Here is a 26,644-nt window from a genome sequence, read left to right on the forward strand (position 1 = left end):
CGCTGGAACAGTTCCCACAACTCGTCCGGCACCAAGCGTTCCACGATCAGCACACACCCAGACTACCGATGACACCAAATGAGACAACCTCTAAGGCTCACCAGGACCATCCCTACATGTCCCTTATTTGCCTCGCACCCCATTTGTCCGATTATCCTGGGCGGCCTTGCCTGCCGACGGGATTCGACGTGGACGACCTGGACGACGAGGACGACCGGAAGGACGGGAAAGGGGACGGACGAGGCATGCACACCCCACGGTTGGCGGCGCTCCTCGCGCGGATCGGGCGGGCCGGCGGCGCCGAGGCCGCACGCGCGACCGTCGCCGCCGGTCTGACCTGGCAGATCTGCGCGAGGCTGCTGCACATCTCCGCCCCCTACGCGGGCGCCGTCGCCGCTGTCCTCATCGTCGAGACGACGGTGGCGGCCACGGTCTCCGCCGCCGCCCGCTACGCCGCCGGATGTCTGCTCGGCGTCCTCCTCGCCGTACCCGGCGCCCTGTACGCCGAGCCCGGCGCGGCCGGCCTGGCGGGCGTCGTCTTCGCCTCCGCACTGCTGGCCCGGCGCGGCTTCCTCGGCCACCACGGTCTGCACGTGCCGATGACCGCCCTGATCACCTTCGCCCTGGTCCGCGGCGGCCACTCCGATGAGCTGGCCGCCCATCTCGCGGAGATCGTGCTGGGCCTCGCCTTCGGGCTGGCGTGCAGCCTGCTGCTGTTCCCCGCCGTCCGCGTGCGCTCCGCCGAGCGGGCGCTGGAGGAACTGCGCCTGCTGGTCGCCCGGCACCTCGACGGCCTCGCCGACGCGGTCGTACGGCACAAGCGGCCGCGGACCGTGCTCGGCCCGGCCTGGGAGTACGACCTGGGCACGGCGCTGGCCCGGGCCCGCACCGCCGTGGCCGAAGCGCACGAGAGCCTGCGCTGGAACGTCCGGCCGACCGCCCGGCGCCGCCGCTGGCACCTGGACGACCGGGTGCTGGGCACGCTGACCGGCGTGGCCGGGCAGGTGACCACGACGGGCCGGCTCCTGGACGCCCACCCCGGCGCGGCCGGGGGATCCCGCAGCGGCACCGCTTTCGCACAGCCGTACGCCCGCCTGCTGCGGACGACCGCCCTGTGCGCGTACTCCTGCCGGGGCGGCCGGCCGCACCCCGCCCTGCCCGCCGCACGGCAGGCCCTCGCCCGGCTCGGCGCGCCCGGCAGCGATCCCCCGGACCGGGCCGCCGCGGACCGGCGTCTGCTGCGCCCCCTGGAGTCGGCCCTGACCTGCCTGTCGGCGCCTCCGCCCGCTCCGCCCGCCCGATCCCACCGGCTCCTCGACCCGCTCCGGCCCCCACCACGCTGATGATGATCTCTCACACCACCGGACTTCGGGACACCACCGACCGGCACACCGCCGAACCCCCGCACCGGCAGCCGAGCAGACGCCCGCCGACGCCCTGGCGCCGGGGCACCAGCCCCCGCGCGCTCCTGGCCGCGGCCCCCGTGCTGCTCATGGTGGTCGTCGCCCTCACCGATCTGCTCACCCCGGACTGGCTGCACGTCTCGCCGGTGATGGCCGCCGTACCGGTGCTGGCCGCCGTGCTGCTCCCGTGCCGGGCGACGGCGGCGCTCGGCGGCGCCGCGCTCGCGATCACGGCGCTGCTCCAGTGGGACGCCGGCAGCTGCGGGCACCCGGACGCGGATGTCACCCTCGGCAGCCTGTTCGTGGTCGGACTGACCTCGCTGGCCGCGTGCTCCCTGCGGCAGCGCCGGGAACGGCAGCTCCATCGGGTCCGTTCCGTCGCCGAGACCGCACAGCACGCCCTGATGCACCCCCTCCCCCGCCGCATCGGCTCGCTCGCCCTGCGCGGGGTGTATCTGCCGGCCGAGTCGGAGGCGTGCATCGGCGGCGACTTCTACGAGGCGGTGCCCACGCCGTACGGCACCCGGATCGTGATCGGCGACGTACGCGGCAAGGGCCTGGAGGCCGTCGGCGCCTCGGCGACCCTGCTCGGCGCGTTCCGTGAACTGGCCTACCGGGAACCGTCGTTGACGAAGGTGGCGGAGCAACTGGACGAGCGGGCGCGCCGGCACATCGCCGCGCTGGACGGCACACCGGAGGGCGAGCCGCCCAGCGGCGCGGGCGCCCTGTTCACCGAGCGGTTCGCGACGGCGCTCCTGGTGGAGTTCCCGCCCGGCGAGTCCGTGGCCCGCATCGTGCACTGCGGCCACCCCGAGCCGTACGTCGTCCACTGCGGCGAGGTACGCCCGTACGAGCCGGACCGGCCCGGCGCCCCGCTCGGCCTCGGCGACCTGCTGGCGGTGCGGCCCGTGGCCCAGAGCGTGCCGTTCGTGCCGGGCGACCGTCTCGTGCTGTACACCGACGGGTTCATCGAGGCCCGCGACCGCCGTGGCCGCTTCCACGACCTGGCCGCCCCCGTGCGGGCGCACGCCGGCCGGCCGCTGGAGGCGATGGTGGCCACCCTCCGCCGCGGCCTCCTGCACCACGTCCGGGGCGACCTCGGCGACGACGCGGCCCTGGTCGCACTGGAGCGGCTGCCGTGAGGCCGCCGCCCGCCGGTCACCGGACGGCCGCCAGTGCCAGCACCCCCACCGCCAGCCCGCTCGCGGATCGCGACGAGCCGTTCGTCGCCGCGCCGGAGGGGACCGGCGCCTGGCGCGACCACTGGCCGGCCGCCGACGAGCGCGAGGGACGGCCGGTCCGCGTCGGCGCGGTCACCGAACGGCCCGACGACTGGCTGAGCGCCATCGCCAACGGGTACGGCATCACCCTCGCCCCCGAGTCCGCCGCGCGGTTCCACTCCCGCCCCGGCGTGGTGTACCGGCCGGTCGCGGGAGTGAGCCCGACGCGGGTGGGCGTGGCCTGGGCAGCGGCCGACGACCGCAATCCGGTCGTCCAGGACTTCGTCCGCCGCTGCCTGGACCTCGCGCGTCCCTCGTGAAGCGGCGCGGTGGCGCTGCGTCCCGTGCTCGGGCCTTCGGCGATCTTGTCGCCCGGGGCCTCGGCCGGCGTGCCCGGAGGCCCGCTCGGACGCGCCTCGTCCCCCGTGCGGCGCAATCGAGGTGCGCCGGAGGAGCGAGGGTCCGTGACCGGTGTGACCTTGGTGGAAGGAGTGCGCGCAGGAGACCTGTGATGAGGAGGCGGCATGTCCGAGGGAACCGGCGGGGCCGGAGCGGCGCGCGCCGCGGTGCTGGACGACCGGGCCGTCGACGCCTTCGCTCAGGTCGGTGCGGTCGCGGACGCCGTGCTCTACGAGGGGTACCTGCTGTACCCGTACCGCCGGTCCTCGCCGAAGAACCGGGTCCGCTGGCAGTTCGGCGTCCTGCTGCCCCGCGACTGGGTCGAGCGGGACGGGCCGGTCACGCCGGGGATCTCCGGCTCCGCGGACTCCTGGTACCAGCAGACCGAGTGCCTGGTGCGCACACTGCGCGCCGACGCGGTCGTACGGGTGCGGGTGCGCTGTCTGCAGATGCAGGACAAGCAGGTCGAGGCCGCCGGCCCGGACGGACGGTACCGCCCGGTCCAGGCGTTGCGGACGGCTGACGGCACCACGCATCTGTCGTTCGAGGAGGCGGTGCCGCGCGAGACCGAGCTGGAGCTGCCGCTGCGGGAACTGCTGCACGGTGGTCGTACCGCCTCGGTGGGTGCGCCCGCCGGCACGGAGGTCACGGAACTGCCGGACGGGGCAGGGCGGACCGTGCGGCGGCGCGGGGAGGTGCGGGCCGTGACGACGGTCGTGGCCGAACCGCTCGCGCCGGAGCTGTACCGGTTGCGGGTGCGCACCGAGAACACCGGCGAGGCCACGGACCCACGGGCCCCTCGCACCGAGGCCCTGCGACAGGCGCTTCTCGCCACGCACAGCCTCGTCGGCGGGGACGGCCTGGAGTTCGCCTCACTGATCGATCCACCCGCCGGTCTGGCGCAGCAGGCGCGGGGCTGCCGGAACGCGTTCACGTTCCCCGTGCTCGCCGGCCCGCCCCAGCAGGGCACGACGGGCGCCGTCCTGCTCTCCGCCCCGATCATCCTCCCGGACTGGCCCCAGGTGGCGCCGGAGAGCCCGGGCGATCTGCACGACGCGGCGGAGATCGACGAGATCCTCACCCTGCGCACGATGCTGCTGACCGACGAGGAGAAGGCCGAGGCCCGGGCCACCGATCCGCGGGCAGCGGAGATCCTCGACCGGGTCGAGACCATGCCCCCCGAGGTCTTCGCCCGGCTGCACGGCACCATCCGGTCCCTGGCCCCGGCACGGACCCGCTCCGGCGCGGAGCGGCCCGCCCGGTGGCGGGAGGGCGACGACGACGGCCTGTCCCCTGCGACCGACACAGTGCTCGTGGCCGGCGTGCCCGTCGGCGGCGGCAGCCGGGTCCGGCTGCGTCCGCGCGTGCGGGGCACCGACGCCCAGGACATGTTCCTGGCGGGACGGACCGCGCAGGTCGCCGCCGTCTTCCGCGACGTGGACGGCAGCGTCCATCTCGCGGTCACGGTCGACGACGATCCGGCCGCCGAACTGCACGACTGGTACGGCCGTTTCCACTACTTCCGGCCCGACGAGGTCGAACCGCTCGGTGACTCCGACGCACCGGGTCCGGTCACCTCCCCCCGGCCGCAGCCCCCGCGGCCCCCCGAGCGTCCGGCCGGCGGGCCGGAGGAGGGACGGTTCGATGGTCGCCCCTGAGGCCGCCCTCGACCACCCCCAGGCCCGGACCCGCGTGGCCCCGGCCGCCCCCCACGACCGACTCCGCAACCGGCAGCGACGGAGGCCACAGCGATGACCACACAGAGCGGTACCACCGATGTCCGCGGCGAGCCCGGCGATGCCGCGGCGCGGAAGGGGTTCGACGAGATCACCATCCTCTGGATCTCGGAAGGCATGAGCTGCGACGGCGACACCGTGTCGCTGACCGCGGCCGGCCAGCCGTCCATCGAGGACGTCGTGCTGGGCCTCATCCCGGGCCTGCCGAAGGTCAACCTCGTCAACAAGGTGCTGTCACCGAGCCTGGGCGGCGAGGACTTCCTCGCTCCGTACCGTGCCGCGGCGCGGGGCGAACTGGAGCCGTTCATCCTCGTCATCGAGGGCTCGATCCCGAACCAGAACATCATCCAGGGCGACGGCTACTGGACGTCCTTCGGCAACGACCCGGACACCGGCGAGCCGCAGACCCTGAACTGGTGGATCGACCAGCTCGCGCCGAAGGCCTGGGCGGTGGTGGCCGCCGGGACCTGCGCCACGTTCGGCGGCATCCACGCCATGGCCGGCAACCCGACCGGCTGCATGGGCCTCGCGGACTACCTGGGCTGGGAGTTCAAGGCGCGGTCGGGGCTCCCGGTGGTCAATGTGCCCGGCTGTCCCATCCAGCCGGAGAACTTCATGGAGACCCTCGTCTGGGTCCTCCAGCACGCGGCCGGTGCCGCACCCCCGCCGCCGCTGGACCACATGCTGCGCCCGCAGTGGCTGTTCGGGAAGACCGTGCACGAGGGCTGCGACCGCGCCGCCTACTACGAGCAGGCCGATTTCGCGAAGGACTACAACTCCCCCAAGTGCCAGGTGAAGGTCGGCTGCTGGGGCCCGGTCGTCAACTGCAACGTGCCCAAGCGCGGCTGGATGGCCGGCATCGGCGGCTGCCCGAACGTCGGCGGCATCTGCATCGGCTGCACGATGCCCAGTTTCCCCGACGCGTTCATGCCGTTCATGGACGAACCCCCGGGCGGCACGCTGTCGACCATGCTCGTCAAGCCGTACGGCGCCGTCGTCCGCCGGCTGCGCGGTCTGACCAACGACGTGGTCAACCACGAGCCCAAGTGGCGCCACAACAAGCGCAAGCTGACCAGCGGTTACGACCCGCACTGGCGTGCCTGACGCCGCCCGTCCCCACCCCGCCACCGACCCGCCCGACCCGAACAGCGAGGGGCAGCACCGCAGATGACCACCACAGAGTCCCGGCCCACGGAACGCAAACCCGCCCAGATCGTCGACATGTCCTGGGATCCGATCACCCGGATCATCGGCAACCTGGGCATCTACACGAAGATCGACTTCGCCAACCAGGAAGTCGTCGAGTGCCACAGCACCTCGTCGCTCTTCCGCGGCTACTCGGTGTTCATGAAGGGCAAGGACCCGCGCGACGCCGGGTTCATCACCTCGCGGATCTGCGGCATCTGCGGCGACAACCACACCACCTGCTCCAACTACGCCCAGCAGATGGCCTACGGCGTCAAGCCACCCAAGCTGGCCGAGCACATCACCAACCTCGGTGAGGCGGCGGAGTACATCTTCGACCACACGATCTTCCAGGACAACCTGGTCTTCGTGGACTTCTGCGAGGCGATGGTCAAGGCCACCAACCCCGGGGTCCTGGCCCGCGCCGAACGCACCGACGCACCCCGCGGGGACGTCCACGGCTACCGGACCGTCGCCGACATCATGAAGGCCTTCAACCCCTTCGAGGGCGAGGTCTACAAGGAGGCGCTGAAGGTCAGCCGGATCACCCGGGAGATGTTCTGCCTGATGGAGGGGCGGCATGTGCACCCCTCCACGATGTACCCGGGCGGCGTCGGCACGATGCCGCAGCCGAACACCTTCACCGACTACCTCAGCCGCCTGATGCGCGTCATCGACTTCATCAAGAAGGCGGTGGCGATGAACGACGACGTCTTCGACTTCTTCTACGAGGCCCTGCCCGGCTACGAGGAGGTCGGCAGACGCCGCATCCTGCTGGGCTGCTGGGGCGCCTTCCAGAACCCTGACGTCGTCGACTACCGCTACGCGACGATGAACGAGTGGGGCCGGGCGATGTACGTCACCCCAGGTGTCGTCGTGGACGGCAAGCTGGTCACCAACAACCTCGTCGACATCAACCTCGGGCTGCGCATCATGCTGGGCAGCTCCTACTACGAGGACTGGGTGAACGAGGACCCGTTCGTCACCCACGACCCGCTCGGCAACCCCGTCGACATGCGTCACCCGTGGAACCAGACCACGGTCCCGGTGCCGCAGAAACGTGACTTCGACGGCAACTACAGCTGGGTGATGAGCCCGCGCTGGTACCACCCCGACACCGGTGAGCATCTCGCGCTCGACACCGGGGGCGGCCCGCTGGCCCGGCTGTGGTCCACCGCGCTCAGCGGCCTGGTCGACACGCCGTACGTCAAGGCGACCGGCGGCGGCATCCGCATCACCCTGCCCAAGGGCGAGAAACTGCCGGAGACGACCCTGGAGTGGCGCATCCCGAAGTGGAGCAACACCCTCGAACGGGACCGCGCCCGGCCGTACTTCATCGCCTACGCCGCCGCCATGGCCCTGCAGTTCCTGGAGGAGGCCATGGGGATGCTGAGGAGCGGCGACACGAAGGTGTTCGAGAACTTCGAGGTGCCGGACGAGTCGATCGGCTGCGGTTTCCACGAGGCGGTGCGCGGGGTCCTCTCCCACCATCTGGTGATCCGGGACAAGAAGATCGCCAACTACCACCCGTACCCGCCGACCCCGTGGAACGCCAGCCCCCGGGACAGCTACGGCACCCCGGGCCCGTACGAGGACGCCGTACAGGGCCAGCCGATCTTCGAGGAGAACGGGCCCGACGACTTCAAGGGCGTCGACATCATGCGTACCGTGCGCAGCTTCGACCCCTGTCTGCCCTGTGGTGTGCACATGTACATGGGCAAGGGCAAGACCCTGACGACCGTGCACTCGCCCACCTACGGGGCCAACCATGGCTGACGCCGTCGTACGGCTCTCCGACCCCGCGGTGGAGGCGCGGCTCGCCCGTCTCGACGAGGTGCTGGCCGGCCTGGAGTCCGCGCCCGGCCCGGCGCTCGAGGCGGTGCGGCTGCTGACCGAGGTGTACGGCGAGGCCCTCGCCCGGGTGCTGGACGACGCGGACGAGCGGCTGCGGGAGCGGCTCGCCGAGGACGAGCTGCTCGGGCATCTCCTGGTCCTGCACGACATCCACCCCGAGCCCCCGGAGCGCCGGGCTGCCCGCGCGGTGGAGAGGCTGCGGCCGGCGGTGCGCGAGCGCGGCGGTGACCTGGAGTGGGCCGGAGTCGACGGTGGGGTGGCACGAGTGCGGCTGACCTCGGGCGGCGGGTGCGCTTCCGGGTGCGGCGGTGGCTCCTCGGAGATCACCGAGGTGGTCCGGGCCGCGGTGCTGGCCGTCGCTCCCGAGCTGACCTCCGTGGAGATGGTGCCGGACGCCGCCGGGCGGAAGCCTGCGCCCGCGTTCGTACCGCTGAGCACGATCAAGCGACGGGCCGTGCCCGAGGAGGCGCGGTGAGGATGGACGGAGCACTCGCGCGGGTCATCCGTTCCGCGGCCGACCGCGCGGTGACGGCCGAGGCCGAGGCCTGCGAGCTGTGCGCCGCCCGCCTGGCCGTGGAACACCCCCACCTGTACGACACGGGTGCCGCCGAGGTGCGGTGCGTGTGCGGCCCCTGCTCGGTGCTGTTCGCCGACGACGGGGCGGGTGAGGGCCGCTACCGCCTCGTGCCACGGCGCCGGCTGCGGCTGCCGCCGGTGGACACGGGGGTGCTGGGCGTCCCGGTGGGTCTGGTGTTCTTCGTGCCGCGCTCCGACGGCACGGTCACCGCACAGGGGCCGAGCCCGGCCGGGGCCATGCGGTGGGAGGTGGATGCGGCGGCCTGGCAGCGGCTGGCCGCCGCGGTTCCGCAGCTCGCCGCCATGGCACCCGATGTGGAGGCGCTGCTGGTGAACACCGTGCGGGGCCTTCAGGAGCACTGGATCGTGCCGGTCGACGACTGCTACCGGATGATCGCCCTGGTCCGCCGCGAGTGGCGGGGCCTCTCCGGTGGCGGGCGGGTCTGGCCGGCCGTAGAACAGTTCTTCAGGGAGCTGACCGAGCGGTCCTGAGGACCCGGAAGGAGAACCGACATGGGCAGCATCCGAGTGGGCCGCCCCCAGGCGAAGCCCGACACGCCCAGCCATGTGCCCGGACTGCACCAGGGCAACGTGGGCCCGTACAAGCACCAGACCGGACACCACAAGGACGGCAGCTCCGACGCGCGCCGCTCCACCGGTATCCACTGGAAGCGGCATGACGCCCTGGTGAAGGACATGCCGAACATCTCGCCGGGATGAGGGAGCAGAAAGTGACCGCACTCAACGTTGGCATGCGAAGAAGGACCGGGCGGGCCGGGATCTCGGGACGTCAGCTGCTCGCGGCTCAGGCGGCGGTGGTCGGCAGCCTGGTCGCGGCCCTGTTCATCAGGGAGCTCCCGGGCATCATGCGCGAGCTGCGTATCTACCGGATGACCGGTGGCCTGCGCGCGAACCGCCGCTACCCCTGATCCGCGGCCGTGCACGAGTTGTCGATCGCGACCGCGATCGTGGAACAGGCCGAGGAGATGGCCCGCGCGGACGGTGCCGGTGGTGTCTCGTCGGTGACGGTACGCGTGGGCGAACTGGCGGGTGTGGTGCCGGACGCCCTGGATTTCGCCTTCGAGGTGGCCCGGCAGGGCACGACTCTCGCCGCGGCCCGGCTGGTCGTCGAGCAGGTCACGGCGCACGCCTACTGTGCGCCGTGTGCCGCGGAGTTCGCGGTGGGCATGCCGCCGTTCTTCTGGTGCCCGCGCTGCGACCGGCCCTCGCAGGAGCTGCGCAGCGGGCGGGAGCTGGAGATCACGGAAGTGGAACCGGCCCCGGCCCCGCTCTGACGGCGGGAGCGGGGGCCGGGGCGGGGGCTCTCAGCAGATGCGGGGCAACTGCTCCCCCAGCGGCAGGTCCACCACCCGGGTGCCGCCCAGTCCGGTGGCGACGACGACCATGCCCGGGTGCTCGGCGACGCACTCGCCGATGAGGGCGGCGCCGGTGCCCTGCGGGTGTGCCCGCATCGCCGCCAGGACGGCCTCCGCGTGCTGCGGGGGCACGAAGGCGACCAGTCGGCCCTCGTTGGCGACGTACAGCGGGTCCAGACCGAGGAAGCCGCAGGCGTTCGCGACCTCGTCCGGGACCGGGATGGCCCGCTCGTGCAGCCGTACGCCGGTGCCGGAGGCGCGGGCGATCTCGTTCAGGGACGCGCCGAGGCCGCCCCGGGTGGGGTCGCGCAGGACGTGGATGTCCGGGGTGATCGTCAGCATGGCCGCCACGAGGTCCGCCAGTGGCGCGGTGTCGGAGGCGATCTCGACGCCGAACTCCAGGCCCTCGCGCACGCTCATGACGGCCACGCCGTGCAGGCCGATCGGTCCGCTGACGATCACGGCGTCACCCGGCCGGGCGCGCTGCGGGCGGATGTCGACGCCGTCGGGGACGAGGCCGACGCCGGCGGTCGTGACGTAGACGCCGTCGCCGTGTCCGGACTCCACGACCTTGGTGTCGCCGGTGGCGACGGTGACGCCCGCGGCCTCGGCCGCCGCGCCGACGGCCCGCGCGACCCGGCTGACGACGTCGAGTGCCACGCCCTCCTCCAGCACGAAGGCCGTGGACAGGTAGGCGGGCCGGGCGCCGCTCATCGCCAGGTCGTTCACCGTGCCGTTGACGGCGAGGTCGCCGAGGCTGCCGCCGGGGAAGAAAAGCGGCCGTACGACGTAGGAGTCGGTGGAGAAGGCCAGCCGGGCGCCGCCCAGGTCGAGGACGGCCGAGTCGGTGAGCGCGGCCAGGGTGGGGTTGCCGTAGGCGGGGGCGAAGACCTGCTCGATCAGCTCGGCGGACAGGGCACCGCCGCCGCCGTGCCCCATGACCACGACCGGCTGGTCGCGCAGGGGGGCGGGGCAGGTCCAGTTCGCGGGGTCGACGGCCGCTTCGGTAGCCAGGTCAGCCAACGGGGTTCATCTCCTCCTGCGAGACCTGCGGGACCTGCGGGATGGGCGATTCCTGGGCCGCCGGGGTGTTCATCCGGCGGTACAGGTAGTAGGCCGCGCAGGCGCCCTCGTTGGAGACCATGGTGGCGCCGAGCGGGGTGCGGGGGGTGCAGGCCGTGCCGAAGGCCTCGCACTCGGTCGGCTTGATCAGCCCCTGCAGCACCTCCCCGGCGCGGCACACGGCGGGCTCCTCGGTGCGGATGCCGGTGACGTCGAAGCGGTGTTCGGCGTCGTAGGCGCGGTAGGCGTCCGACAGCCGCCAGCCGCTGGCGGGGATGCGCCCGATGCCGCGCCAGTTGCGGTCGGTCACCTCGAAGACCTCCTCCAGCATGCGCAGGGCCGCCGGGTTGCCCTGTTCACGCACGGCGCGCCGGTAGGCGTTCTCCACCCGGTGCTCGCCGCGCTCCAGCTGGTGGACGGCGCGGCGGATGCCCTCGAGGATGTCCAGCGGCTCGAAGCCGGTGACGACGATGGGCACCCGGTGCCGGTCGGCCAGTTCGGGGTACTCGGCCGTGCCCATGACGCTGCACACATGACCGGCCGCGAGGAAGCCCTGCACGCGGCATTCCGGTGCGGTCATGATGGCGTCGATCGCGGGTGGGACCCGCACGTGGGAGACCAGCAGGCTGAAGTTGGCGATGCCCAGTCGGTGGGCCTGGTGGACGGCCATGGCGTTGGCCGGGGCGGTCGTCTCGAAGCCGATGGCGAAGAACACGACCTGGCGGCCCGGGTTCCTGCGGGCGAGGTCGAGCGCGTCCAGCGGTGAGTACACCACGCGTACGTCGCCGCCCTCGCCCTTGACCCGGAACAGGTCCCGGTCGGTGCCGGGTACGCGCAGCATGTCGCCGAAGGAACAGAAGATCACCTCGGGCCGGGCGGCGATCTCCAGGGCCTTGTCGATGACGTCGAGCGGCGTGACACACACCGGACAGCCGGGGCCGTGGATCAACTCGACGTCGTCCGGCAGGAGTTGGTCGATGCCGTGGCGGATGATCGAGTGCGTCTGACCGCCGCAGACCTCCATCAGCGCCCAGGGCCGGGTGACCGTGGCGCGGATCTCGTCCAGCAGCCGGCCTGCCAGCTCGGGGTCGTTGAACTCGTCGATGTACTTCACCGGACCTCACTCCCGCTCTCCTGCCGGGCCGCCTGCTCCCAGGCGTCCCCGAACTCCTCCTCCAGCAGCCCCAGTTGCTCGAACAGCTCCAGGGACGCCCGGGCCGACTCCTCGTCCAGGCGCTGCAGGGCGAAGCCGACGTGGACGATGACGTACTCCCCCACCCCGATGTCGGGCAGGTACTCCAGGCACGCCTGTTTGCGCACTCCGCCGAAGTCGATCAGCCCGGTCAGGGGGTCGGCGCTCCGGTCGATGGACACGACCTTGCCGGGCACTGCCAGACACATGGGTCACTCCGTCCCGTGGTGGGTTGCTGTTCCCGCGACCATGAGCTGGCCGAGCGCCAGCCCTCCGTCGTTCGGGGGTACTTCGCCGTGCCGGAGCACCGTGAAGCCGTCCCCGGCCAGCAGCGCGGTGCACTCCTCCTCCAGCAGGCCGTTGGCGAAGACTCCTCCGGTGAGGGCGGCCACGGCCGGACCGGATGCGGCGCGGGCGCGTCGGCAGAGCTCGGCGACGGCCCGTGCGACACCCCGGTGGAAGCGGGCGGCGAGGACCGGTGCGGGGGTGCCGCGCCGCTGGTCCTCGAGCAGGGCTCCGAGCATCGGCGCGGGGTCGCAGGTGAGGACGCCCGCGCCGATGACCGCGAAGGGGTACGCCCCGGCGTCCGCGTGCCATGCCTGCGCCGCCGCGGCTTCCAGCTCCATCGCGGCCTGCGCCTCGTATCCCGCCCGGTGACACGAACCGACCAGGGACGACACCGCGTCGAAGAGCCGGCCCATGCTGGAGGTCGGCACGCAGGCCACCTGCCGGTCCAACTGGCGCTTCAGCATGGTGAGTTCCGTGTCCGAGCAGGCGGCGACGCTCGGCAGGTCCGGTGCCCAGTCCAGCCCGGCCGCCCACAACCGGGCCAGCGCGAGCCGGCAGGGGTTGGCCACGCCCGCGTCTCCGCCGGGCAGCGGGGCGGGCGAGAGGTGCGCGAAGCGCCGGTATCCGGTGTAGTCGGCGAGCAGGACCTCTCCGCCCCACACGGTGCCGTCGTCGCCGTATCCGGTGCCGTCGAACGCGACTCCGATCACCGGTGTGGTGCCGTCCAGCCCGTGTTCGGCCATCGCGGAGGCGATGTGGGCGTGGTGGTGCTGGACCAGCCGCAGGGAGCCGAACGCCGGCGGGGCGGCACGCCGGCGGGCGCGGCGGGTCGAGTGGTAGCCGGGGTGCCGGTCGGCCACGACCAGCGCCGGAGTGACGCCGGTCAGCCGGGTCAGGTGCCGCTCGGCGCGCTCGGCCGCCTCCAGCGTGGCCAGCTCGCCCATGTCGCCGATGTGCGGCCCGAACCACGCGTGCTCGCCCTCGCCCAGGCACAGGACGTTCTTCAGGTCGCCGCCGACCGCGAGCGTGGGGCGGACCGGGACCGGGAGGCGCACCGGCCTCGGGACGTAACCGCGGGAACGCCTGAGGACCTGCTCGGTGCCGTCGGCGCGCACCCGCAGCAGGGAGTCGTCGCACGGCGAGGCGATGGGCCGGTCGTGGGCGAGCCAGGCGTCGGCCAGTCCGGCGAGCCGGGTCAGGGCCTCGGCGTCGTCGGTGACGATGGGTTCGCCGGAGCGGTTGCCGCTGGTCATCACCAGCACACGGGGACCGGGCGGATCGCCGGGAAGGCCGAACAGCAGCGTGTGCACCGGGGTGTAGGGCAGCATCACGCCCACGTGCGGGCTGCCCGGGCAGACCTGGGCGGCGAGGCGGAGGGCGTCCGGCGCGGTGCGCCTGCGGAGCAGGACGATGGGGCGGCGGGCGCCGGTCAGCGCGGCCCGTTCGGCGGCGGAGAGGACCGCGATCCGCTCGGCGGTGGCGAGGTCGGCGCACATCACCGCGAAGGCCTTTCCGCCGCGTTCCTTGCGGTCGCGCAGGGCGGCCACGGCCCGCTCGTCCGTGGCGTCGCAGGCGAGGTGGTAGCCGCCGACGCCCTTGACGGCGAGGATCCGCCCCGCGGCCAGCAGGGCCCGTGCCGTGGCGAGCGCGTGCGCGTCCCGCGCCGGGCGGAGGCCGCCGAGGGCCGGGACCAGGGTGAGCCGTGGCCCGCAGTCGGGGCAGGCGACGGGTTGCGCGTGGAAGCGCCGGTCGGCGGGGTCGCCGTACTCGTGGGCGCAGGAGGGGCACATCGGGAAGCCGGCCATGGTCGTGGCCGCCCGGTCGTAGGGCATCGCGGTGGCGATGGTGAAGCGGGGCCCGCAGTGGGTGCAGGTGACGAACGGGTGCCGGTGCCGCCGGTCGGCCGGATCGGCCAGTTCCCTCAGGCAGTCGTCGCAGGTCGCGGTGTCGGGCGGCAGCTGGGTGCGGCCGCCGGCCCGGTCGGTGGAGCGGATCGTGAAGGGTTCGGTGTCGCCGGTGGCGGGCAGGTCCTCACCGGCGATGCCGTTCACGGTGGCCAGGGGCGGCGGCTGTTCGGCCAGCGCGGCGCAGAAGCGCCCGACCTCGTCCGCCGGGCCCTCGACCTCGACGATCACGCCGTCCCCGGTGTTGCCGACGAATCCGGCGAGTCCCAGGCCGGCGGCCAGGCGGTGCACGTACGGCCGGAAGCCGACCCCCTGCACGGTGCCGCGCACCGTGAGCCGGCGGCGGACCAGGCCGGTCGCGGGGGCCGTCATACGGCGGGGGCGGGCGCGGAGTGGTGATGGCCGTGCGGATGCGGCGCGAGCGGTGGGCGGTGGAGCGCGCCGTCCCGGGCGGCGAGGGCGCGGTCCAGCAGGGTGCCGACGCCGACGCCGGTGCGGGCGCAGGACCGTACGATCTCCACGCCCGGATTGACCCGGTGCACATGGGCCCGGAAGGCGGTCTCGTCGAAGCCTGCCGGCTCGGCGAGATCCGTCTTGGTGATCACGACCAGATGGGCGGAGCCGAACGCGGTCGGGTACTTCAGCGGCTTGTCCTCGCCCTCGGTGACCGCCATCAGCACGACCCGCATGGTCTCGCCGAGGTCGTAGGCGGCCGGGCAGACGAGGTTGCCGACGTTCTCCACGAAGAGCACGGAGGTGTCCTCGGGCAGCCAGCCCGTCAGCCGGGCCCGCACCTGACGGGCCTCCAGGTGGCACAGGCCGTCGGTGAGCACCTGCTGGACGGGGGCGCCGGACCGGGCCAGCCGTACGGCGTCGTTCTCGGTGGCCAGGTCCGCGGTCAGCGCCGCCACCGGCACCTCCCGCTGCACCGCGCGGGCCAGGACCCGGCCGAGGAGTTCGGTCTTGCCGCTGCCGGGGCTGGACAACAGGTTGACGACGGTCACGCCCTGCCGGGCGAGATCGCCGCGCAGCTGAGCGGCCAGGTCGTCGTTCTTCGCCAGGACGGCCTGCTTGACGTCGGACCGGCACATGGGCGCTGCTCCTCGGATGCGGCGTGGAGCCCGGGGCAGGTTCTTGCGGCCCGGGCTCCACCGATCTTCCGCTCAGCCGAGCGCGGTGCCGGGCAGCGCAGCCGGGCAGGGGGGCGCGGATTCCACCGGGCGGCCCAACGGGGGCGCGGGTGCGGCGGGGTCGGCCAGCAGGGCCGGGATCAGCGTGTGCAGCGCGTCCACCGCCCGGTCGACGGCTTCCCGGACCGGTGTGCTGAGCTCCGGCAGGACGTCCTCGTCGCCGCTGGGGAGCACTTCGGGCTCGCAGGCCAGGACGAGCACCCGGGGCAGGGGCTCGTCGCCGAGGTGCGCGGCCAGGGCGAGGACCTTCGCAGGGTCCATGCCGTGGGCCTCGGGCACGACGCTGCCGTCGGGCGGTTCCGCCTCGATCAGGGAGAGGGTGCCCGGGTGGTGCCCGCGCCGCGCGGTGTCCACCAGGACCGCGGTGTCGTACCCGTCGAGCAGGTCGTAGGCGAGGTCCATGCCGCGGATGCCGTAGTCGTGGACCCGCACCTCGGGCGGCAGCGGGCGCGGGCCGAGGGCGCGGATCACCTCGGGGCCGAAGGCGTCGTCGGCGAGGAAGATGTTGCCGACTCCGGCCACCAGCAGCCGCGGCGTCAACGGAGGTCCCCGGTGGGCGCGGTCAGGGGCCGGGGCGAACCGGACGGTGTCTTGCGGACGAAGGCGGAGCGCAGGCTGTGGTAGGGCGCCGCGGGGTCGAAGAAGATGGCGTGCATACGGGCCAGTTCGGCCTCGCGGTACGCGGCGAGGGGGCGTCGGCCCTCGTCCGCGGCGCGGGCCGGCTTGGCGGCGATCCGGGCGTCCAGGAAGGGCGAGGAGGCGAGTTCGGCCGCCAGCTGCTCGACCTCGGCCGGGAAGTCGCCGGGCGCGGCCGGGACGAGCCGGTCCACGAGCCGCAGCCGCTCGGCGGACGCGGCACTGACGGGCAGGGCCTCGGTGGTCAGCCGGCGTGCGTGTTCCGCTCCGACGCGGCGGGGCAGGGTGTACGTCCAGAACTCCGACCCGTACAGGCCCATGCGCCGGTAGTGCGGGTTGAGGACGACTCCGGTGCGGCACCACACCTCGTCGGCGGCGAGGGCGAGCATGGCGCCGCCGGCCGCCGCGTTGCCGGCGAGGGCGGCCACGACCAGCCGGTCGGTCGTACGCAGTACGGCCTCGACCAGGTCGTCCATGGCGCCCAGGTTGATCCACGACTCCTGGGCCGGGTCGGGGGCCGCCTCGATGACGTTCAGGTGGATGCCGTTGGAGAAGAAGTCGCGGGCACCGCCGAGCACGAGGACGCGGGTGGGCCGCAAGAGCGCGTGCTCGTAGGCGGCGAGCAGCCGCCGGCACTGGTCGGTGCTCATCGCGCCGCCCGGGAAGGAGAAGCCCAGGAAGCCGACGTCGCCGCGCTGCCGGTAGCGGATGTCGGTCCAGGTCCGCCGGTCGGGGGGCAGCTCCAACGGGACGGCGGCCTCCGGGAGTTCGAGGGAGGGTTCCCAGGCGGCGAGCACGGAGACGGCGGGGCGGCGGAAGGGCGCGGGGTCGCCGGAGTTCCTGCGGGGGCGCAGTTCCGGGATCCAGACCGCGCCGTCGCGGGTGGCCCGGCAGACGGCGCCCGCCCGCCGCGCGAGGAGTTCGCCGGGGCGGCCGCGCAGCCGGTCCTCGGGGTGCCCGCCGTGCAGGAAGACCTCCCGGCCGAGGAGTTCGTCCAGGACGCCCGGCTGCGAGTCGGCGCCGCGGAGCTTGCACAGAACCGTCTCGGTGTCGTCCTGCTCCCAGTCGATGCGCCGCCGCTGCTGCCGGAAGGCGTCACGCCAGACCACGCTGACCGAGTCGTCGGTCTGCGGCCGGGGCTTGTAGGAGCCTTCGGCGTAGCGCCGTACGGCGGAGAGGACGGCGGTGACGGCGGCGTCGGAGGCCTCGTTGCGGTACAGGTCGCTCTTGCCGACGGGCGGTACGGGGAACGGCTCGGCCGCCCAGATCGCCCCCGCGTCCATCGCCGCCTCGGCCTGCAGGACCGTCACGCCCCACTGCGGCGACCCCTCGGCGATGGCCCAGTCCAGCGAGGACGGGCCGCGGTCACCGGGCGGACCCGGATGCACGATCAGGCAGGTGTGTTCGCGCCACACGTCCTCGGGCAGCGCCGTCCTGAGCATCGGCGCGATGACCAGTTCCGGCCGCAGTTCCCGTACGGCGGCCCGGACCGGGTCGGTGCCCTGCGAGGCGAGGACGACGTCCACGCGGTGCCCGTGGTCCGTCAGTTCCGCGTACATGCGCTGGGTGAGGCTGTTGAACGCACTGGCGACGAGCAAAATGTCCATGACATGGCATGGTCGACCCTGACCGGGGCGCCGTGAAGAACCGCCGCGCCGTTTTGCGCGTCCAGGTCGGGTCTCTTCCTCCATCCGGATCGCATGGCGCGGATCCTCGTACGCCCGCGCGTGGTCGTCGGGCTGGGCCTCGAGCAGCGCGCGGCGACGGACAAGGCGACGGGCCGGATGCTCAGGCCGCGAGGGTACGGCCCGGTCCGAGCCGGTCCAGGAGCTGGTCGAGGTGGAGCTCGGCCACGGGGGCGAGGAGGTCGGGGTGACGCAGCAGGGCTGCGGCGTGCCGGTCGGCGTCGCCCGGATCGAGCAGGCGCCGGAACCCGGCCATGGAGCCCGGGCCGTGCTCGCCCTCGGCGAGTGCCTCGACGGCCAGCCCGGCCAGTTCGGGATCGGTGAGCAGGCCGGCCGCCCAGCTGGCCACGACCTCGTCCACCCAGGTCCGCCAGGCCCAGTCGTCGTCCGGGCCCTCCTCGCCGGTGCGCTCGGCGCCCGTGATCCAGTCCAGCCGGGCGGTGCCGCCGGGACCGGCCATCGTGACCAGCGCCGCGTCGATCTCGGTCGGGTAACGCAGCCACGCGGCGACGGTCACCGCCTGCCGGGCCTGCGCCTCGCACAGCGCGCCGGCCAGCGCGCCGCCGCTCGGCGGATAGGCGACCGTCAGCCAGCGCGCCGTCGCTGCGATGAGGGGGGACAGATCAGTGAGCACAGACGGGCCGTCCGGGAGGCGAGGGGGAACAGGGGCTCGACGCAACGGTAGCCCGGCGCCGGGCACGACCGGGAGAGGGCGCGAACCAGGTCATATGTGGCATCGCCCACGTCGGGCCGCCTCCCCGGCAGGGCCCCGCCGCCCTTCGGCCGCGTGTCGCCCCCTCGGCCCGGGGGCCTCGTTGCGGGCCACGGCAGCACATGCACCGGGAGGCAGGGCATGGCGACCGACGTACCGCGGGGCGACGGGATCCGGCGGGCCGTCGGTGACCTGCTGTCCTGCCCCTTCTGCACCTCCGCCTGGACCGCCGGCGCCCTGGTGGGTTCCTACGCGGCACGCCGGCCCACCCGCCCGGTCTGCGGGGGCCTCGGCGCGCTGACGGTCGCGGACTGGCTGCAGTACGCCTGGACGTGGACCCGGCGGACGGCCGGGGGCCGAGGCGAGCTGCGCCGGTAGCGCGGCCGTACCCGCTCTTCGTCCTGGTCGACGTTCGTCCTATCGTCCTATTCGTCGTCCGCGGCGGCGCTCACCTCGACGTCGAGCACGCCCTCGTCGTGGAACAGCTCCGAGGCCAGCGCCGTCGGATCCGCGGCGCCCTCCAGCTGCAGCAGGACGCGAGCCGCGTCGTCCGTGCGGCCCGGCAGACGCTCGACCTTGACCTGCACGATCCGGAAGCCGCGCCGGGTGCAGGCCTCCATCAGCCGCGGCAGCAGCGCCGACCCCGTGCGGTAGGTCAGGCGGGCCTCGAAGGCGGCGGCGTCCGTGCCGGGGACCAGCCGGGAGGTGAAGAGCGGATAGCCGCGCACCACCAGGAAGTGCAGGGCCGTCACGGCCAGCGCGAGGATGGGCAGCCCGCCGCCGCAGGCCATGCCGACCGCGCAGGTCAGCCAGATGGTGGCGGCCGTCGTCAGGCCCCGTACCGCATCCCGCCGCACGAAGATCAGGCCGCCTCCGATGAAGCCGATGCCGGAGACGATCTGGGCCGCGACACGTGAGGGGTCGAAGGAGACGTTCTGCAGCCCGAGCACCGCGGTGAACCCGTGCTGGGACACCTCCATCATCAGCGCACTGGCGACACCGACCAGCGTGTGTGTGCGCAGTCCGGCGCTCTTCTGCTGCGCCGCCCGCTCCCAGCCGATCAGGCTCGACAGCAGCAGCGCCAGCCCCAGCTCGGCCAGCTGCCGCACTCCCTGGCCGTTGTGGACGTCCCACAACGGCGCCGCCAGCTCCGCTCCCGCCATGCACACCTCGCAGTCAGCTCCGCCGGCGTCCGGCGTCGTTCGATGGTCCGCCGCCCACGCCTACCCCGCGACGCGGCCGCGACTCCACCGGGCCGGGTACCGGCGGCGGCGACCGGGGTACTCGGCCGGGGCCACGGATGTTGCCCGGCCCGCGGCGGGGGGAGGCATCCCACCGTCAGGACTTCGTGAGGAAGGAACCGGCCTCATGCGGCACGACGAGATGATCGGAAAGGTGCAGGCGCTGGCCCAACTGCCGGACCGGGGTTCGGCCGAACGGGCCGCGCACGCCGTCGTGAGCACGCTCTCGGAGCGGCTGCCGTCCGGGCTGGCCCGGCATGTGGCCGCACAGCTGCCACCGGACATGGCGGCGGCGATGCGGGAGGCGGCCGACGCGTCGGCCGGGGCCGACTCCGGTGTGTCGGGCGAGCGGTTCGGACTGACCGTCTTCGCCGGACGCATCGCCGACCGGGCGGGCACCGACGAGGACACGGCCCTGCGGGACGCCGCCGCCGTGATGGAAGTGCTCGATGCGGCACTGGCCCCGGAGCTGACCGAGCGGATGGCCGGCGCCCTGCCCGCGGACATCCGCGACCTGCTGCCGGTGGGACGGGCGGCCGAGAGCGCCGGCCGCACCGGCCCGGAAGGCTGACAGCGCGCCGCCAGGAGCCGGAATCCGGCACACCGGGCGGCGCGGCAGGGCCGGGCCGGGGCACGGACGGGCATGCCCGCGGCAGGGCCCGTGCGACGTGACGGCACCGAGCGCCGCTGGTTCAATGGGTGTGCAAGCGCCCATCGGGGGCAGGCGTCGTAGTGACGCTTTCCCAGCCCGCAAAGGTGCTCCATTGGCATTCTTCGCCCTCTCCCGGAAACGACCGATGGCCCTGCTCTCCTCGACCGAACTCGCCGCGGAGTACGACCGGCTCATGACCGAGAACGAGCAGATGCGGCACGCCGTGTCCTCGCACGCGCTCATCGACCAGGCCATCGGAGCCGTGGTCGTCCTCGGGCAGATCGCCCCGGAAGAGGCCTGGCGGGCGCTGCGGGACGTCTCCCAGCGCACCAACACCAAGCTGAGGACGGTCGCCGAGCACATCCTGGACTACGCCCGGAGCGGCACCCTCCCCGAACCGGAGCGCATCGAGCTCGCCAAGGCGATCGGCCGCTACCGGCGGTGCGCCCAGCTGGGCGAGGACCCCGACGACGGACCGGTGAGCGCCTGACGGCGACGGACCGTGAGAACCTGCCGGTCACGGGTCAGCGGCGGCCCGGCTTCATACGACGGTGCCGGTGCGGCCTGGTCTGACGGGTCGTCGGCGGATGCAGGATCCATCGGTCCTCGACCTGGTCGAGACCGAAGAGCAGGACGGTGAGGACGGGGAGCAGCAGTACGGCGATCGTGATCACTGGAGGATCCCCTCTGCCGGCGACACTCCCCGGGTGCCCCGCCCCGGCCGGGCCACCCGCGGCGGTTGTGAAAGTCCTGTGAGCGCCTTCTGCGGGCGCCGGTCGCCACGGACGATCTGTTGCGCAGGAGCGCAGGTGGGGCCGCCGTGCCGAGCGGGCCTCCGGAGGGGGACATGTGGAGGCCGGGCTCGGCGGGTGAACCGATGTCGATCGAGTGAGCACGGCCCGGGGCCGTACCTGTGGCGGGTGCGGCGGGGCACTGTCACATCCGCCGGCCGGCCTCCGTCAGTACGGCGGAAGTACGGAGCGGGCCCGGAGGGCATGCGGGTGGATGTGTACGAGGCGGTGGTGAGCCGGCGGGCGGTGCGGGCCTTCACGGAGGAGCCGGTCCCGCGTCCGGTGCTGGAGCGGGTCCTGGCCGCCGCCGCGCGCTCACCCTCGGGCGGCAACCTCCAGCCGTGGCACATCTACGTGCTCACCGGTGCCCCGCTGGCCGAGTTGAAGAAGCGCGCCGGCGAGCGCGCCGCGGCCGGTGATCCCGGGGACGAGCGGCAGTACCGGATGTATCCACCCGAGCCGAGGTCTCCGTACCGGGAGCGGCGGTCCGCGGCGGCCGGCCGGCGTTTCGGGGCCCTCGGGATCCGGCGCGGGGACGCGGAGGCCCGCCGCGCGGCCGTCGCCGCGAACTGGCGTTGCTTCGGGGCCCCGTGTCTCCTGCTGTGCTACATCGACCGCGAGATGGGCGCGGCGCAGTGGGCGGACCTCGGAATGTACCTGCAGACGGTGATGCTGCTGCTGCGCGCCGAAGGCCTGCACAGCTGTGCGCAGATGGCCTGGTCGGTGTATCACCGGACGGTCGCGGAGGTGGTGTCACCCCCGCAGGAGCTGATCCTGTTCGCCGGCCTGTCGATCGGTTTCGAGGATCCGTCGGCGCCGTTCGCCCGCACCGACCGGGCGCCGCTCGGGGAGACCGTCACGTTCGTCGGCGACGCGTAGAGGGACGACGATCCGGCCGCGCAACGTCCCCCTCCGAGCGAAAGCGCGCTCGGGCGCGTTCCGCGCGCCCCTCTCGCGACGCGCGCTTACGGTTCTTTAGAAGTGACCGACCGTCATCAGGGTGACGGAGAGGAGCCGGAAGCGGTGGTGGGCGATGCGCGTCGGCGGGCGGCCGGGCCGGACGGCCGGCGCCGCAGGGGGCGGGTCCTGGGCAGCCGGCCGGCGTACACCGTGCGGCTCCCGGCCGTCCCGCGCACCGAGCCGGTGCCGGTGGCCGAGCGGACGGTGCCGTGGCTGCGGGTCGGGGCGGCCTACGCCTGGCGGCTCATCCTCGTCGGGATCGTCGTGTACGGCGTCTTCAGCATCCTCGGCAGCTTCCAGCTCATCGCCGTGGCCGTGTTCCTCGCGCTGGTCGTCACCACCGTCCTGCGTCCGCTGACGGACCTGCTCAACCGGTTCCTGCCACGGCCGCTGTGCGTCGCCGTGACGCTGGTGGGCAGCATCCTGTTCCTGCTGGCCCTGCTCGCCCTGGTGGGCAACGCGGTGGCGGGCGAGTCGGCCAGGCTGGCGGGTGAGTTCCGCGGTGGTGTGCACCGCATCGAGCAGTGGCTCCAGCGGCCGCCGTTCCGGCTGAGTCCTGGCCGGCTGTCCCAGCTGGAGAGCCAGGTGACGCACTACCTGTCCGCGCACCGCTCCAGCCTGCTCAGCCGTGCCCTCAGCGGCTTGGGCCAAGTGGTCGAGTTCGTCACCGGGGGCGCGCTCGCGCTGTTCGCCTCCGTGTTCTTCATCCACTCCGGCGAACGCCTGTGGCGCTGGATACGCGACCAGCTGCTGCCGGTCGGCGCCCGTCCGGCGTGGGACCGGGCGGGGTGGGCCGCCTGGCGGGCCTTCGCCGGGTACACCCGCGGCATCATCATCGTGGCCGCGACCAACGCCGTGCTCGTCGGCATCGCGCTGCTCGTGCTGCGGGTGCCGCTCGCGCTGCCGCTGACGCTGCTGGAGTTCTTCGCCGCGTTCGTGCCACTCGTGGGCTCGCCGGTCGCGCTCGGTGTCGCCACGATCGTCGCGCTGGCCGGGCGGGGGCCCCTGACGGCTCTGGCCGTGCTGGCGCTGATCGTGGTGATCGGCCAGCTGGAGGGGCATGTGCTGCATCCGCTGGTGATGAGCTGGGCGGTACGGCTGCATCCGCTCGTCGTCGCGCTGTCGGTGATCGCCGGCAGCATCATCGCCGGGGTGATCGGTGCCGTGGTGGCGGTGCCGCTGGTGTCGGTGGTCTGGGCGGTGCTGCGCGCGCTGCGTGCGGTGCCGCCGTGAACACCGCCCGCCATGTGCGGCCGAGCGCGGCGCCGTCTCCTCGTCCGAAAGAGACGGCGCCGCCGCCGTACCGCTCAGCGCAGGGCCGCCGTCACCAGGCCGTGGATCTCCTCCTCCGCCACGCTGCCGCCGTTCACCAGCCGGTCGAAGACCAGGCCGTCCACACAGGTCAGCAGCGTCACCGTGCGCTCCGCCGGATCGGCCACGCCCTGTGCGGCGAGAAAGTCGCACAACGCCTGCCGCGCCAGGTTCTCGCGGGGCACCAGGATCTCGCGCAGTTCGGGGTGGCGCGCGCTCTCGGCGGCGCACGCGTAGCGCGCCAGGGAGCGTGTGCGCCCGTCCCCGGTGAGCCTCGCCGCCGTGAACGCGACGAGTCCGAGGACCACTTCGCCCGCGGTCCGAAGCGGCGGTGTCCTCGCCCCGATGTCCTGCAGCTCGGCCTGGTCGAGCGCCACCAGGCGCCGGACCAGCGCGGTGAGCAGGGCCTGGCGGGTGCGGTAGTAGGCCGAGGTGGTGCCGGGGGGCAGCTGTGCCGCCCGGTCCACCGCGCGATGGGTCAGCCCCCGCATGCCGGCATCGGCGAGGACGGCGATCGCCGCGTCGGCGAGGAGAGTACGACGGTCTGTGGACACCCTCACTTTCTACACCCCCGCTTCTACATCTGTAGAGCACCGCTGTAAGGTCCCCGACAGGTTTCTACGTCTGTAGAAGCCCACGCGAACCGAGGTCGAAGGGGTCCGGCATGGGCGGTACGGCGGTGGTGGTCGGGGGTGGCATCGGCGGGCTGGCAGCGGCGCTCGGCCTGCGCCGGATCGGCTGGGACGTACGGGTCGTGGAGCGGTCCGGCACCCTCGCCGACGCGGGGGCGGGCATCTCGCTGCACGCCAACGGCCTGCGCGCGCTGGACGCCCTCGGCGTCGGTGCGGCCGTGCGCGCGGCGGCACGCCCGCAGTACACCGGCGGCACCCGCACCCCCGAGGGACGCTGGCTGGCGCGGATGGACGGCGCCGCCCTGGAACGCGCGCTGGGCACGCCGATCGTCGGCATCCGGCGCGCGGTGCTGCACCGCCTGCTGCGCGAGGCGCTGCCGGCCGAGAGCCTGCTCATCGGCGTCAGCGTGCCCACCCTGGACCGCTCGGCCCCCGACCGGGTGGGAGTGCCGACCGGGGACGGGGTGCTGGACGCCGACCTGGTCGTCGCGGCCGACGGAGTCGGGAGCCGGCTGCGCGGACTGCTGTTCCCCGATCATCCCGGCCCGGTGTACGCCGGCTCGACGGTCCTGCGGGCCGTGACGGACCGGCCGCTGGACCTGCGCACCGACTTCGAACTGACCTGGGGCCGGGGCGCGGAGTTCGGGCACATCGGCTTCCGCGACGGCCGGGCCGAGTGGCACGCGGTGCTCACCGCTCCGCCCGGTGTCCGCCACGCCGACCCGCTCGGCATGCTGCGCCGGCGCTTCGGCGGCTGGCACGACCCGATCCCCGCCCTCCTGGACGCGACCCGGCCGCAGGCAGTGCTCCACCACGACATCCACGAACTGGTCACGCCTCTGCGGTCGTTCGTCGCGGGCCGGGTGGTGCTCCTCGGCGACGCGGCGCACGCCATGACGCCGAATCTCGGCCAGGGCGCCTGCCAGGCCCTGGAGGACGCGGCCACGCTGGCCGGCGCGCTGGCCACGCAGCCCTCGGTCGCCTCGGCGCTGGCCCGCTACGACGCCGAGCGCCGCCCGCGCGCACAGGCGGTCGCCCGGGCGGCCCGGCAGGCGGGCCGGATGGGCCAGCAGCTGTCCCGTCCGACGGCCGTGGCCCTGCGCAACACCGCGCTGCGGCTCATCCCGTCACGGGTGGCGCTGCGGGCGATCCTCCGGCACGCCGACTGGACCCCACCCAGCCTCGACTGACCTGCCTCGCCGCTTGTCCGGTCCTGGAAGCCGCCGTGGAGGACCGCGCGGCACGCGGCCGTGGGACGACCCCGACGGGGCGCCACGTACGGCGGGGTCGTCACCTGCGGCGCCCTGTTCGCCCAGACTCACCGACCGGCCGGCTGGTCGGCTGGTCGGCTCCGGCATCTGACGGGGCCCGGTCACCGCACGGCGGCGTCGGCCAGGACCGCGGCGATGTCCGTCGTGACCTTCGGATCCGCCCTGCCGGTGGTGAGACCGAGAAGGAAGGAGGTGCGCTCGCCGTCGACCGTGACCAGCGTCAGCTGCAGATGCGCGGTGCCGTCCTCCGCGGCGACCCGCAGCACGGTGGTGTGCGCCGGCTGCCCGTCCACGGCCACGTCCTCGGACTTCTCCACCGTGGCGGGCCGGTCGGGGAAGAAGAACTCTGCGTTGGAGCGGGCGGCCGTCTCCGTCGCCCGGGCCAGATCGGCACGCGCCACGGTCTGCCCCGCACGACCCGCGAGGACGCTGCCGCCGGCCGAGGCGGGCGCGCCGGACCCGGCCGTGCTGATCTGCGAGGTGAACGCGTCGATCAGCTCCCTGTCCTTGGCCGGGTCGTGCTTCCAGCCCTCCGGTACGGCGTAGGAGAGGCCGGCCCGGGTGTCCGTGACCCGGGGTCGGCCCGTGAGCGGGCCGGAGTCGCTGCCCCGCGTCCAGCGGACGGCCGCCACGGCGCACGCGAGGACCAGGAGTCCCGCCACCAGGCCGGTCACCAGGCGGCGCCGCGAGCGGGGTGGTGTCGGCTGCGCTGCGGGGTACGAGTAGGGGCTGTGGGTCGTCGGTGAGGGCGTCGTCATGCCCTCAGGCTTCAGCATCTCCTGGGAGCGGCGCCTGAGTCGTCGTACTCATCCCTCCTGTGCGGGCTGCCTCCTCGCCGGCCGGTTCCCGCACCCCGAACAGCGCCGGGCCCACGGTGAGGGTGCCGTCGGTCAGCGGCCGGCAGCGTACTCCCCCGCCGCCGCGCAGCGCGCGCTGCGCACCGGGGCCCAGGGTGGTGTCCATCCAGGCGCACGGCCGGGCCGCACTGCGCACCGCCAGTTCCACGGGGCCGGTGCCGCAGTCGAGGAAGACGGTCGCTCCGATGTAGGCGTCGATGTCGACCCCGCGCAGCAGGACGTTGCGCCGGGTGCGCGACAGGTCGGCCGGGTGCGGTCCCGGCTGCGGAAGCCGTTCGACGGCCATGAGGGTGATCGAGGCGTTGCGGTGGGCGGGCCGGTTGAAGTACCGGTCGCCGACGAGCCCCAGTCCGGCGCGCACCTCGGCCGTCGGCACCAGCTCCGCGGAGGGCAGTTCGGGCATCGCCTCGCCCGGCCGGCCGGCGAGCCGGTGCACCGGCGAGACCAGCAGCTGGAGGATTTCGACGTGGAGCACACGACGACCCTACGACGGCGACGGCGCGGGCCCCTG

At 73.7% G+C, this 26,644-nt stretch carries 29 protein-coding genes and 1 pseudogene; 17 read left to right on the forward strand and 13 right to left on the reverse strand.

The genetic code is table 11. The annotated features are described in order from the left end of the window. The first annotated feature begins 188 nt into the window (after window positions 1-188). The 11 genes and pseudogenes from ACFYZB_RS32085 to hypA all read left to right on the forward strand — a co-directional run bounded on the left by ACFYZB_RS32085 (window position 189) and on the right by hypA (window position 9,668). The gene (locus ACFYZB_RS32085) at window positions 189-1,343 is read left to right on the forward strand and encodes a hypothetical protein (RefSeq protein ID WP_388764519.1); all 1,155 of its coding nucleotides are present in this window, start codon (window positions 189-191) and stop codon (window positions 1,341-1,343) included. Between the two features lie 2 nt (window positions 1,344-1,345). Beyond that, window positions 1,346-2,545, forward strand: a complete 1,200-nt coding sequence (locus tag ACFYZB_RS32090; RefSeq protein ID WP_388764521.1) for a PP2C family protein-serine/threonine phosphatase — start codon at window positions 1,346-1,348, stop codon at window positions 2,543-2,545. An 8-nt stretch (window positions 2,546-2,553) separates the two neighbouring features. Next, window positions 2,554-2,943: pseudogene (locus tag ACFYZB_RS32095) on the forward strand (LysR substrate-binding domain-containing protein); the annotation flags it as partial. 204 nt (window positions 2,944-3,147) lie between these two features. Next, a complete protein-coding gene (locus ACFYZB_RS32100) occupies window positions 3,148-4,680 on the forward strand; it encodes a hypothetical protein (RefSeq protein WP_388764523.1) in 1,533 nt (510 codons plus the stop codon). A 93-nt stretch (window positions 4,681-4,773) separates the two neighbouring features. After that, window positions 4,774-5,862: a hydrogenase expression protein HypE gene (locus ACFYZB_RS32105; protein WP_351210123.1), complete on the forward strand. Its 1,089-nt coding sequence runs from the start codon at window positions 4,774-4,776 to the stop codon at window positions 5,860-5,862. Between the two features lie 63 nt (window positions 5,863-5,925). Further along, window positions 5,926-7,719: a nickel-dependent hydrogenase large subunit gene (locus tag ACFYZB_RS32110; protein WP_388764525.1), complete on the forward strand. Its 1,794-nt coding sequence runs from the start codon at window positions 5,926-5,928 to the stop codon at window positions 7,717-7,719. Beyond that, the gene (locus tag ACFYZB_RS32115; protein ID WP_388764526.1) at window positions 7,712-8,272 is read left to right on the forward strand and encodes a NifU family protein; all 561 of its coding nucleotides are present in this window, start codon (window positions 7,712-7,714) and stop codon (window positions 8,270-8,272) included. Before ACFYZB_RS32110 ends, ACFYZB_RS32115 begins: the two co-directional genes overlap by 8 nt. Further along, the gene (locus ACFYZB_RS32120) at window positions 8,269-8,865 is read left to right on the forward strand and encodes a DUF5947 family protein (protein ID WP_388764528.1); all 597 of its coding nucleotides are present in this window, start codon (window positions 8,269-8,271) and stop codon (window positions 8,863-8,865) included. Before ACFYZB_RS32115 ends, ACFYZB_RS32120 begins: the two co-directional genes overlap by 4 nt. A 21-nt stretch (window positions 8,866-8,886) precedes the next feature. Further along, window positions 8,887-9,093, forward strand: a complete 207-nt coding sequence (locus ACFYZB_RS32125; RefSeq protein ID WP_351210115.1) for a hypothetical protein — start codon at window positions 8,887-8,889, stop codon at window positions 9,091-9,093. An 11-nt stretch (window positions 9,094-9,104) separates the two neighbouring features. Then, window positions 9,105-9,302 (forward strand): hypothetical protein, encoded by a 198-nt coding sequence (locus ACFYZB_RS32130; RefSeq protein WP_388764529.1) that lies wholly within the window; start codon window positions 9,105-9,107, stop codon window positions 9,300-9,302. 9 nt (window positions 9,303-9,311) lie between these two features. After that, entirely contained in the window at window positions 9,312-9,668 is a 357-nt protein-coding gene (gene hypA / locus ACFYZB_RS32135) for a hydrogenase maturation nickel metallochaperone HypA (RefSeq protein ID WP_351210111.1), read from the forward strand. Window positions 9,669-9,698: 30 nt separating this feature from the next. Here hypA and hypE read toward each other — a convergent pair whose 3' ends face one another. From hypE to ACFYZB_RS32175, 8 genes are all read right to left on the reverse strand, one after another. Beyond that, on the reverse strand, window positions 9,699-10,772 hold the full coding sequence (gene hypE / locus ACFYZB_RS32140) for a hydrogenase expression/formation protein HypE (RefSeq protein WP_388764531.1): 1,074 nt from the start codon (window positions 10,770-10,772) through the stop codon (window positions 9,699-9,701). Then, the gene (gene hypD, locus ACFYZB_RS32145) at window positions 10,765-11,925 is read right to left on the reverse strand and encodes a hydrogenase formation protein HypD (protein WP_388764533.1); all 1,161 of its coding nucleotides are present in this window, start codon (window positions 11,923-11,925) and stop codon (window positions 10,765-10,767) included. The genes hypE and hypD overlap by 8 nt, the downstream gene beginning before the upstream one ends. Beyond that, window positions 11,922-12,212, reverse strand: a complete 291-nt coding sequence (locus ACFYZB_RS32150) for a HypC/HybG/HupF family hydrogenase formation chaperone (RefSeq protein ID WP_388764535.1) — start codon at window positions 12,210-12,212, stop codon at window positions 11,922-11,924. Before ACFYZB_RS32150 ends, hypD begins: the two co-directional genes overlap by 4 nt. Window positions 12,213-12,215: 3 nt before the next feature. Next, a complete protein-coding gene (gene hypF / locus ACFYZB_RS32155) occupies window positions 12,216-14,567 on the reverse strand; it encodes a carbamoyltransferase HypF (protein WP_388764537.1) in 2,352 nt (783 codons plus the stop codon). After that, on the reverse strand, window positions 14,564-15,286 hold the full coding sequence (gene hypB / locus ACFYZB_RS32160; RefSeq protein WP_388764538.1) for a hydrogenase nickel incorporation protein HypB: 723 nt from the start codon (window positions 15,284-15,286) through the stop codon (window positions 14,564-14,566). The genes hypF and hypB overlap by 4 nt, the downstream gene beginning before the upstream one ends. Before the next feature lie 72 nt (window positions 15,287-15,358). Beyond that, window positions 15,359-15,925: a hydrogenase maturation protease gene (locus tag ACFYZB_RS32165; protein WP_388764540.1), complete on the reverse strand. Its 567-nt coding sequence runs from the start codon at window positions 15,923-15,925 to the stop codon at window positions 15,359-15,361. Next, window positions 15,922-17,628 (reverse strand): enoyl-CoA hydratase-related protein, encoded by a 1,707-nt coding sequence (locus ACFYZB_RS32170; RefSeq protein ID WP_388764542.1) that lies wholly within the window; start codon window positions 17,626-17,628, stop codon window positions 15,922-15,924. Before ACFYZB_RS32170 ends, ACFYZB_RS32165 begins: the two co-directional genes overlap by 4 nt. Window positions 17,629-17,809: 181 nt before the next feature. Next, the gene (locus ACFYZB_RS32175) at window positions 17,810-18,340 is read right to left on the reverse strand and encodes a hypothetical protein (RefSeq protein ID WP_388764544.1); all 531 of its coding nucleotides are present in this window, start codon (window positions 18,338-18,340) and stop codon (window positions 17,810-17,812) included. 219 nt (window positions 18,341-18,559) lie between these two features. On the opposite strand from ACFYZB_RS32175, the gene ACFYZB_RS32180 reads away from it, so the two are divergent. After that, window positions 18,560-18,796: a DUF1360 domain-containing protein gene (locus tag ACFYZB_RS32180; protein WP_388764545.1), complete on the forward strand. Its 237-nt coding sequence runs from the start codon at window positions 18,560-18,562 to the stop codon at window positions 18,794-18,796. A gap of 47 nt (window positions 18,797-18,843) precedes the next feature. Here the strand turns inward: ACFYZB_RS32180 and ACFYZB_RS32185 are convergent, their stop codons facing one another. Beyond that, the gene (locus ACFYZB_RS32185) at window positions 18,844-19,581 is read right to left on the reverse strand and encodes an MgtC/SapB family protein (protein ID WP_388764547.1); all 738 of its coding nucleotides are present in this window, start codon (window positions 19,579-19,581) and stop codon (window positions 18,844-18,846) included. Window positions 19,582-19,786: 205 nt separating this feature from the next. On the opposite strand from ACFYZB_RS32185, the gene ACFYZB_RS32190 reads away from it, so the two are divergent. Together ACFYZB_RS32190 and ACFYZB_RS32195 are read left to right on the forward strand one after the other, a co-directional pair. Then, the gene (locus ACFYZB_RS32190; protein ID WP_351210089.1) at window positions 19,787-20,230 is read left to right on the forward strand and encodes a DUF2267 domain-containing protein; all 444 of its coding nucleotides are present in this window, start codon (window positions 19,787-19,789) and stop codon (window positions 20,228-20,230) included. Window positions 20,231-20,423: 193 nt separating this feature from the next. Next, window positions 20,424-20,801 carry an ANTAR domain-containing protein gene (locus tag ACFYZB_RS32195; protein WP_388764549.1) on the forward strand — a complete coding sequence of 126 codons (378 nt, stop codon included), beginning with the start codon at window positions 20,424-20,426 and terminating at the stop codon, window positions 20,799-20,801. A gap of 34 nt (window positions 20,802-20,835) precedes the next feature. Here the strand turns inward: ACFYZB_RS32195 and ACFYZB_RS32200 are convergent, their stop codons facing one another. Next, window positions 20,836-20,985, reverse strand: a complete 150-nt coding sequence (locus tag ACFYZB_RS32200; RefSeq protein WP_388764550.1) for a hypothetical protein — start codon at window positions 20,983-20,985, stop codon at window positions 20,836-20,838. Window positions 20,986-21,312: 327 nt separating this feature from the next. Between ACFYZB_RS32200 and ACFYZB_RS32205 the strand changes: the two genes are divergently transcribed. Together ACFYZB_RS32205 and ACFYZB_RS32210 are read left to right on the forward strand one after the other, a co-directional pair. Beyond that, window positions 21,313-21,981: a nitroreductase gene (locus ACFYZB_RS32205; RefSeq protein WP_388764710.1), complete on the forward strand. Its 669-nt coding sequence runs from the start codon at window positions 21,313-21,315 to the stop codon at window positions 21,979-21,981. Between the two features lie 102 nt (window positions 21,982-22,083). Continuing rightward, a complete protein-coding gene (locus ACFYZB_RS32210; protein WP_388764552.1) occupies window positions 22,084-23,295 on the forward strand; it encodes an AI-2E family transporter in 1,212 nt (403 codons plus the stop codon). A gap of 74 nt (window positions 23,296-23,369) precedes the next feature. Here the strand turns inward: ACFYZB_RS32210 and ACFYZB_RS32215 are convergent, their stop codons facing one another. Continuing rightward, entirely contained in the window at window positions 23,370-23,927 is a 558-nt protein-coding gene (locus tag ACFYZB_RS32215; RefSeq protein ID WP_388764554.1) for a TetR/AcrR family transcriptional regulator, read from the reverse strand. Window positions 23,928-24,037: 110 nt separating this feature from the next. On the opposite strand from ACFYZB_RS32215, the gene ACFYZB_RS32220 reads away from it, so the two are divergent. Then, the gene (locus ACFYZB_RS32220; RefSeq protein WP_388764556.1) at window positions 24,038-25,195 is read left to right on the forward strand and encodes an FAD-dependent monooxygenase; all 1,158 of its coding nucleotides are present in this window, start codon (window positions 24,038-24,040) and stop codon (window positions 25,193-25,195) included. 182 nt (window positions 25,196-25,377) lie between these two features. Here the strand turns inward: ACFYZB_RS32220 and ACFYZB_RS32225 are convergent, their stop codons facing one another. After that, window positions 25,378-26,034 carry a hypothetical protein gene (locus tag ACFYZB_RS32225; RefSeq protein ID WP_388764558.1) on the reverse strand — a complete coding sequence of 219 codons (657 nt, stop codon included), beginning with the start codon at window positions 26,032-26,034 and terminating at the stop codon, window positions 25,378-25,380. A 4-nt stretch (window positions 26,035-26,038) separates the two neighbouring features. Then, window positions 26,039-26,608, reverse strand: a complete 570-nt coding sequence (locus ACFYZB_RS32230; protein ID WP_388764559.1) for a molybdenum cofactor biosysynthesis protein — start codon at window positions 26,606-26,608, stop codon at window positions 26,039-26,041. Window positions 26,609-26,644: the final 36 nt, after the last annotated feature.

The organism is Streptomyces sp. NPDC001852 (genome assembly GCF_042891825.1).
Classification (GTDB): Bacteria; Actinomycetota; Actinomycetes; order Streptomycetales; family Streptomycetaceae; genus Streptomyces.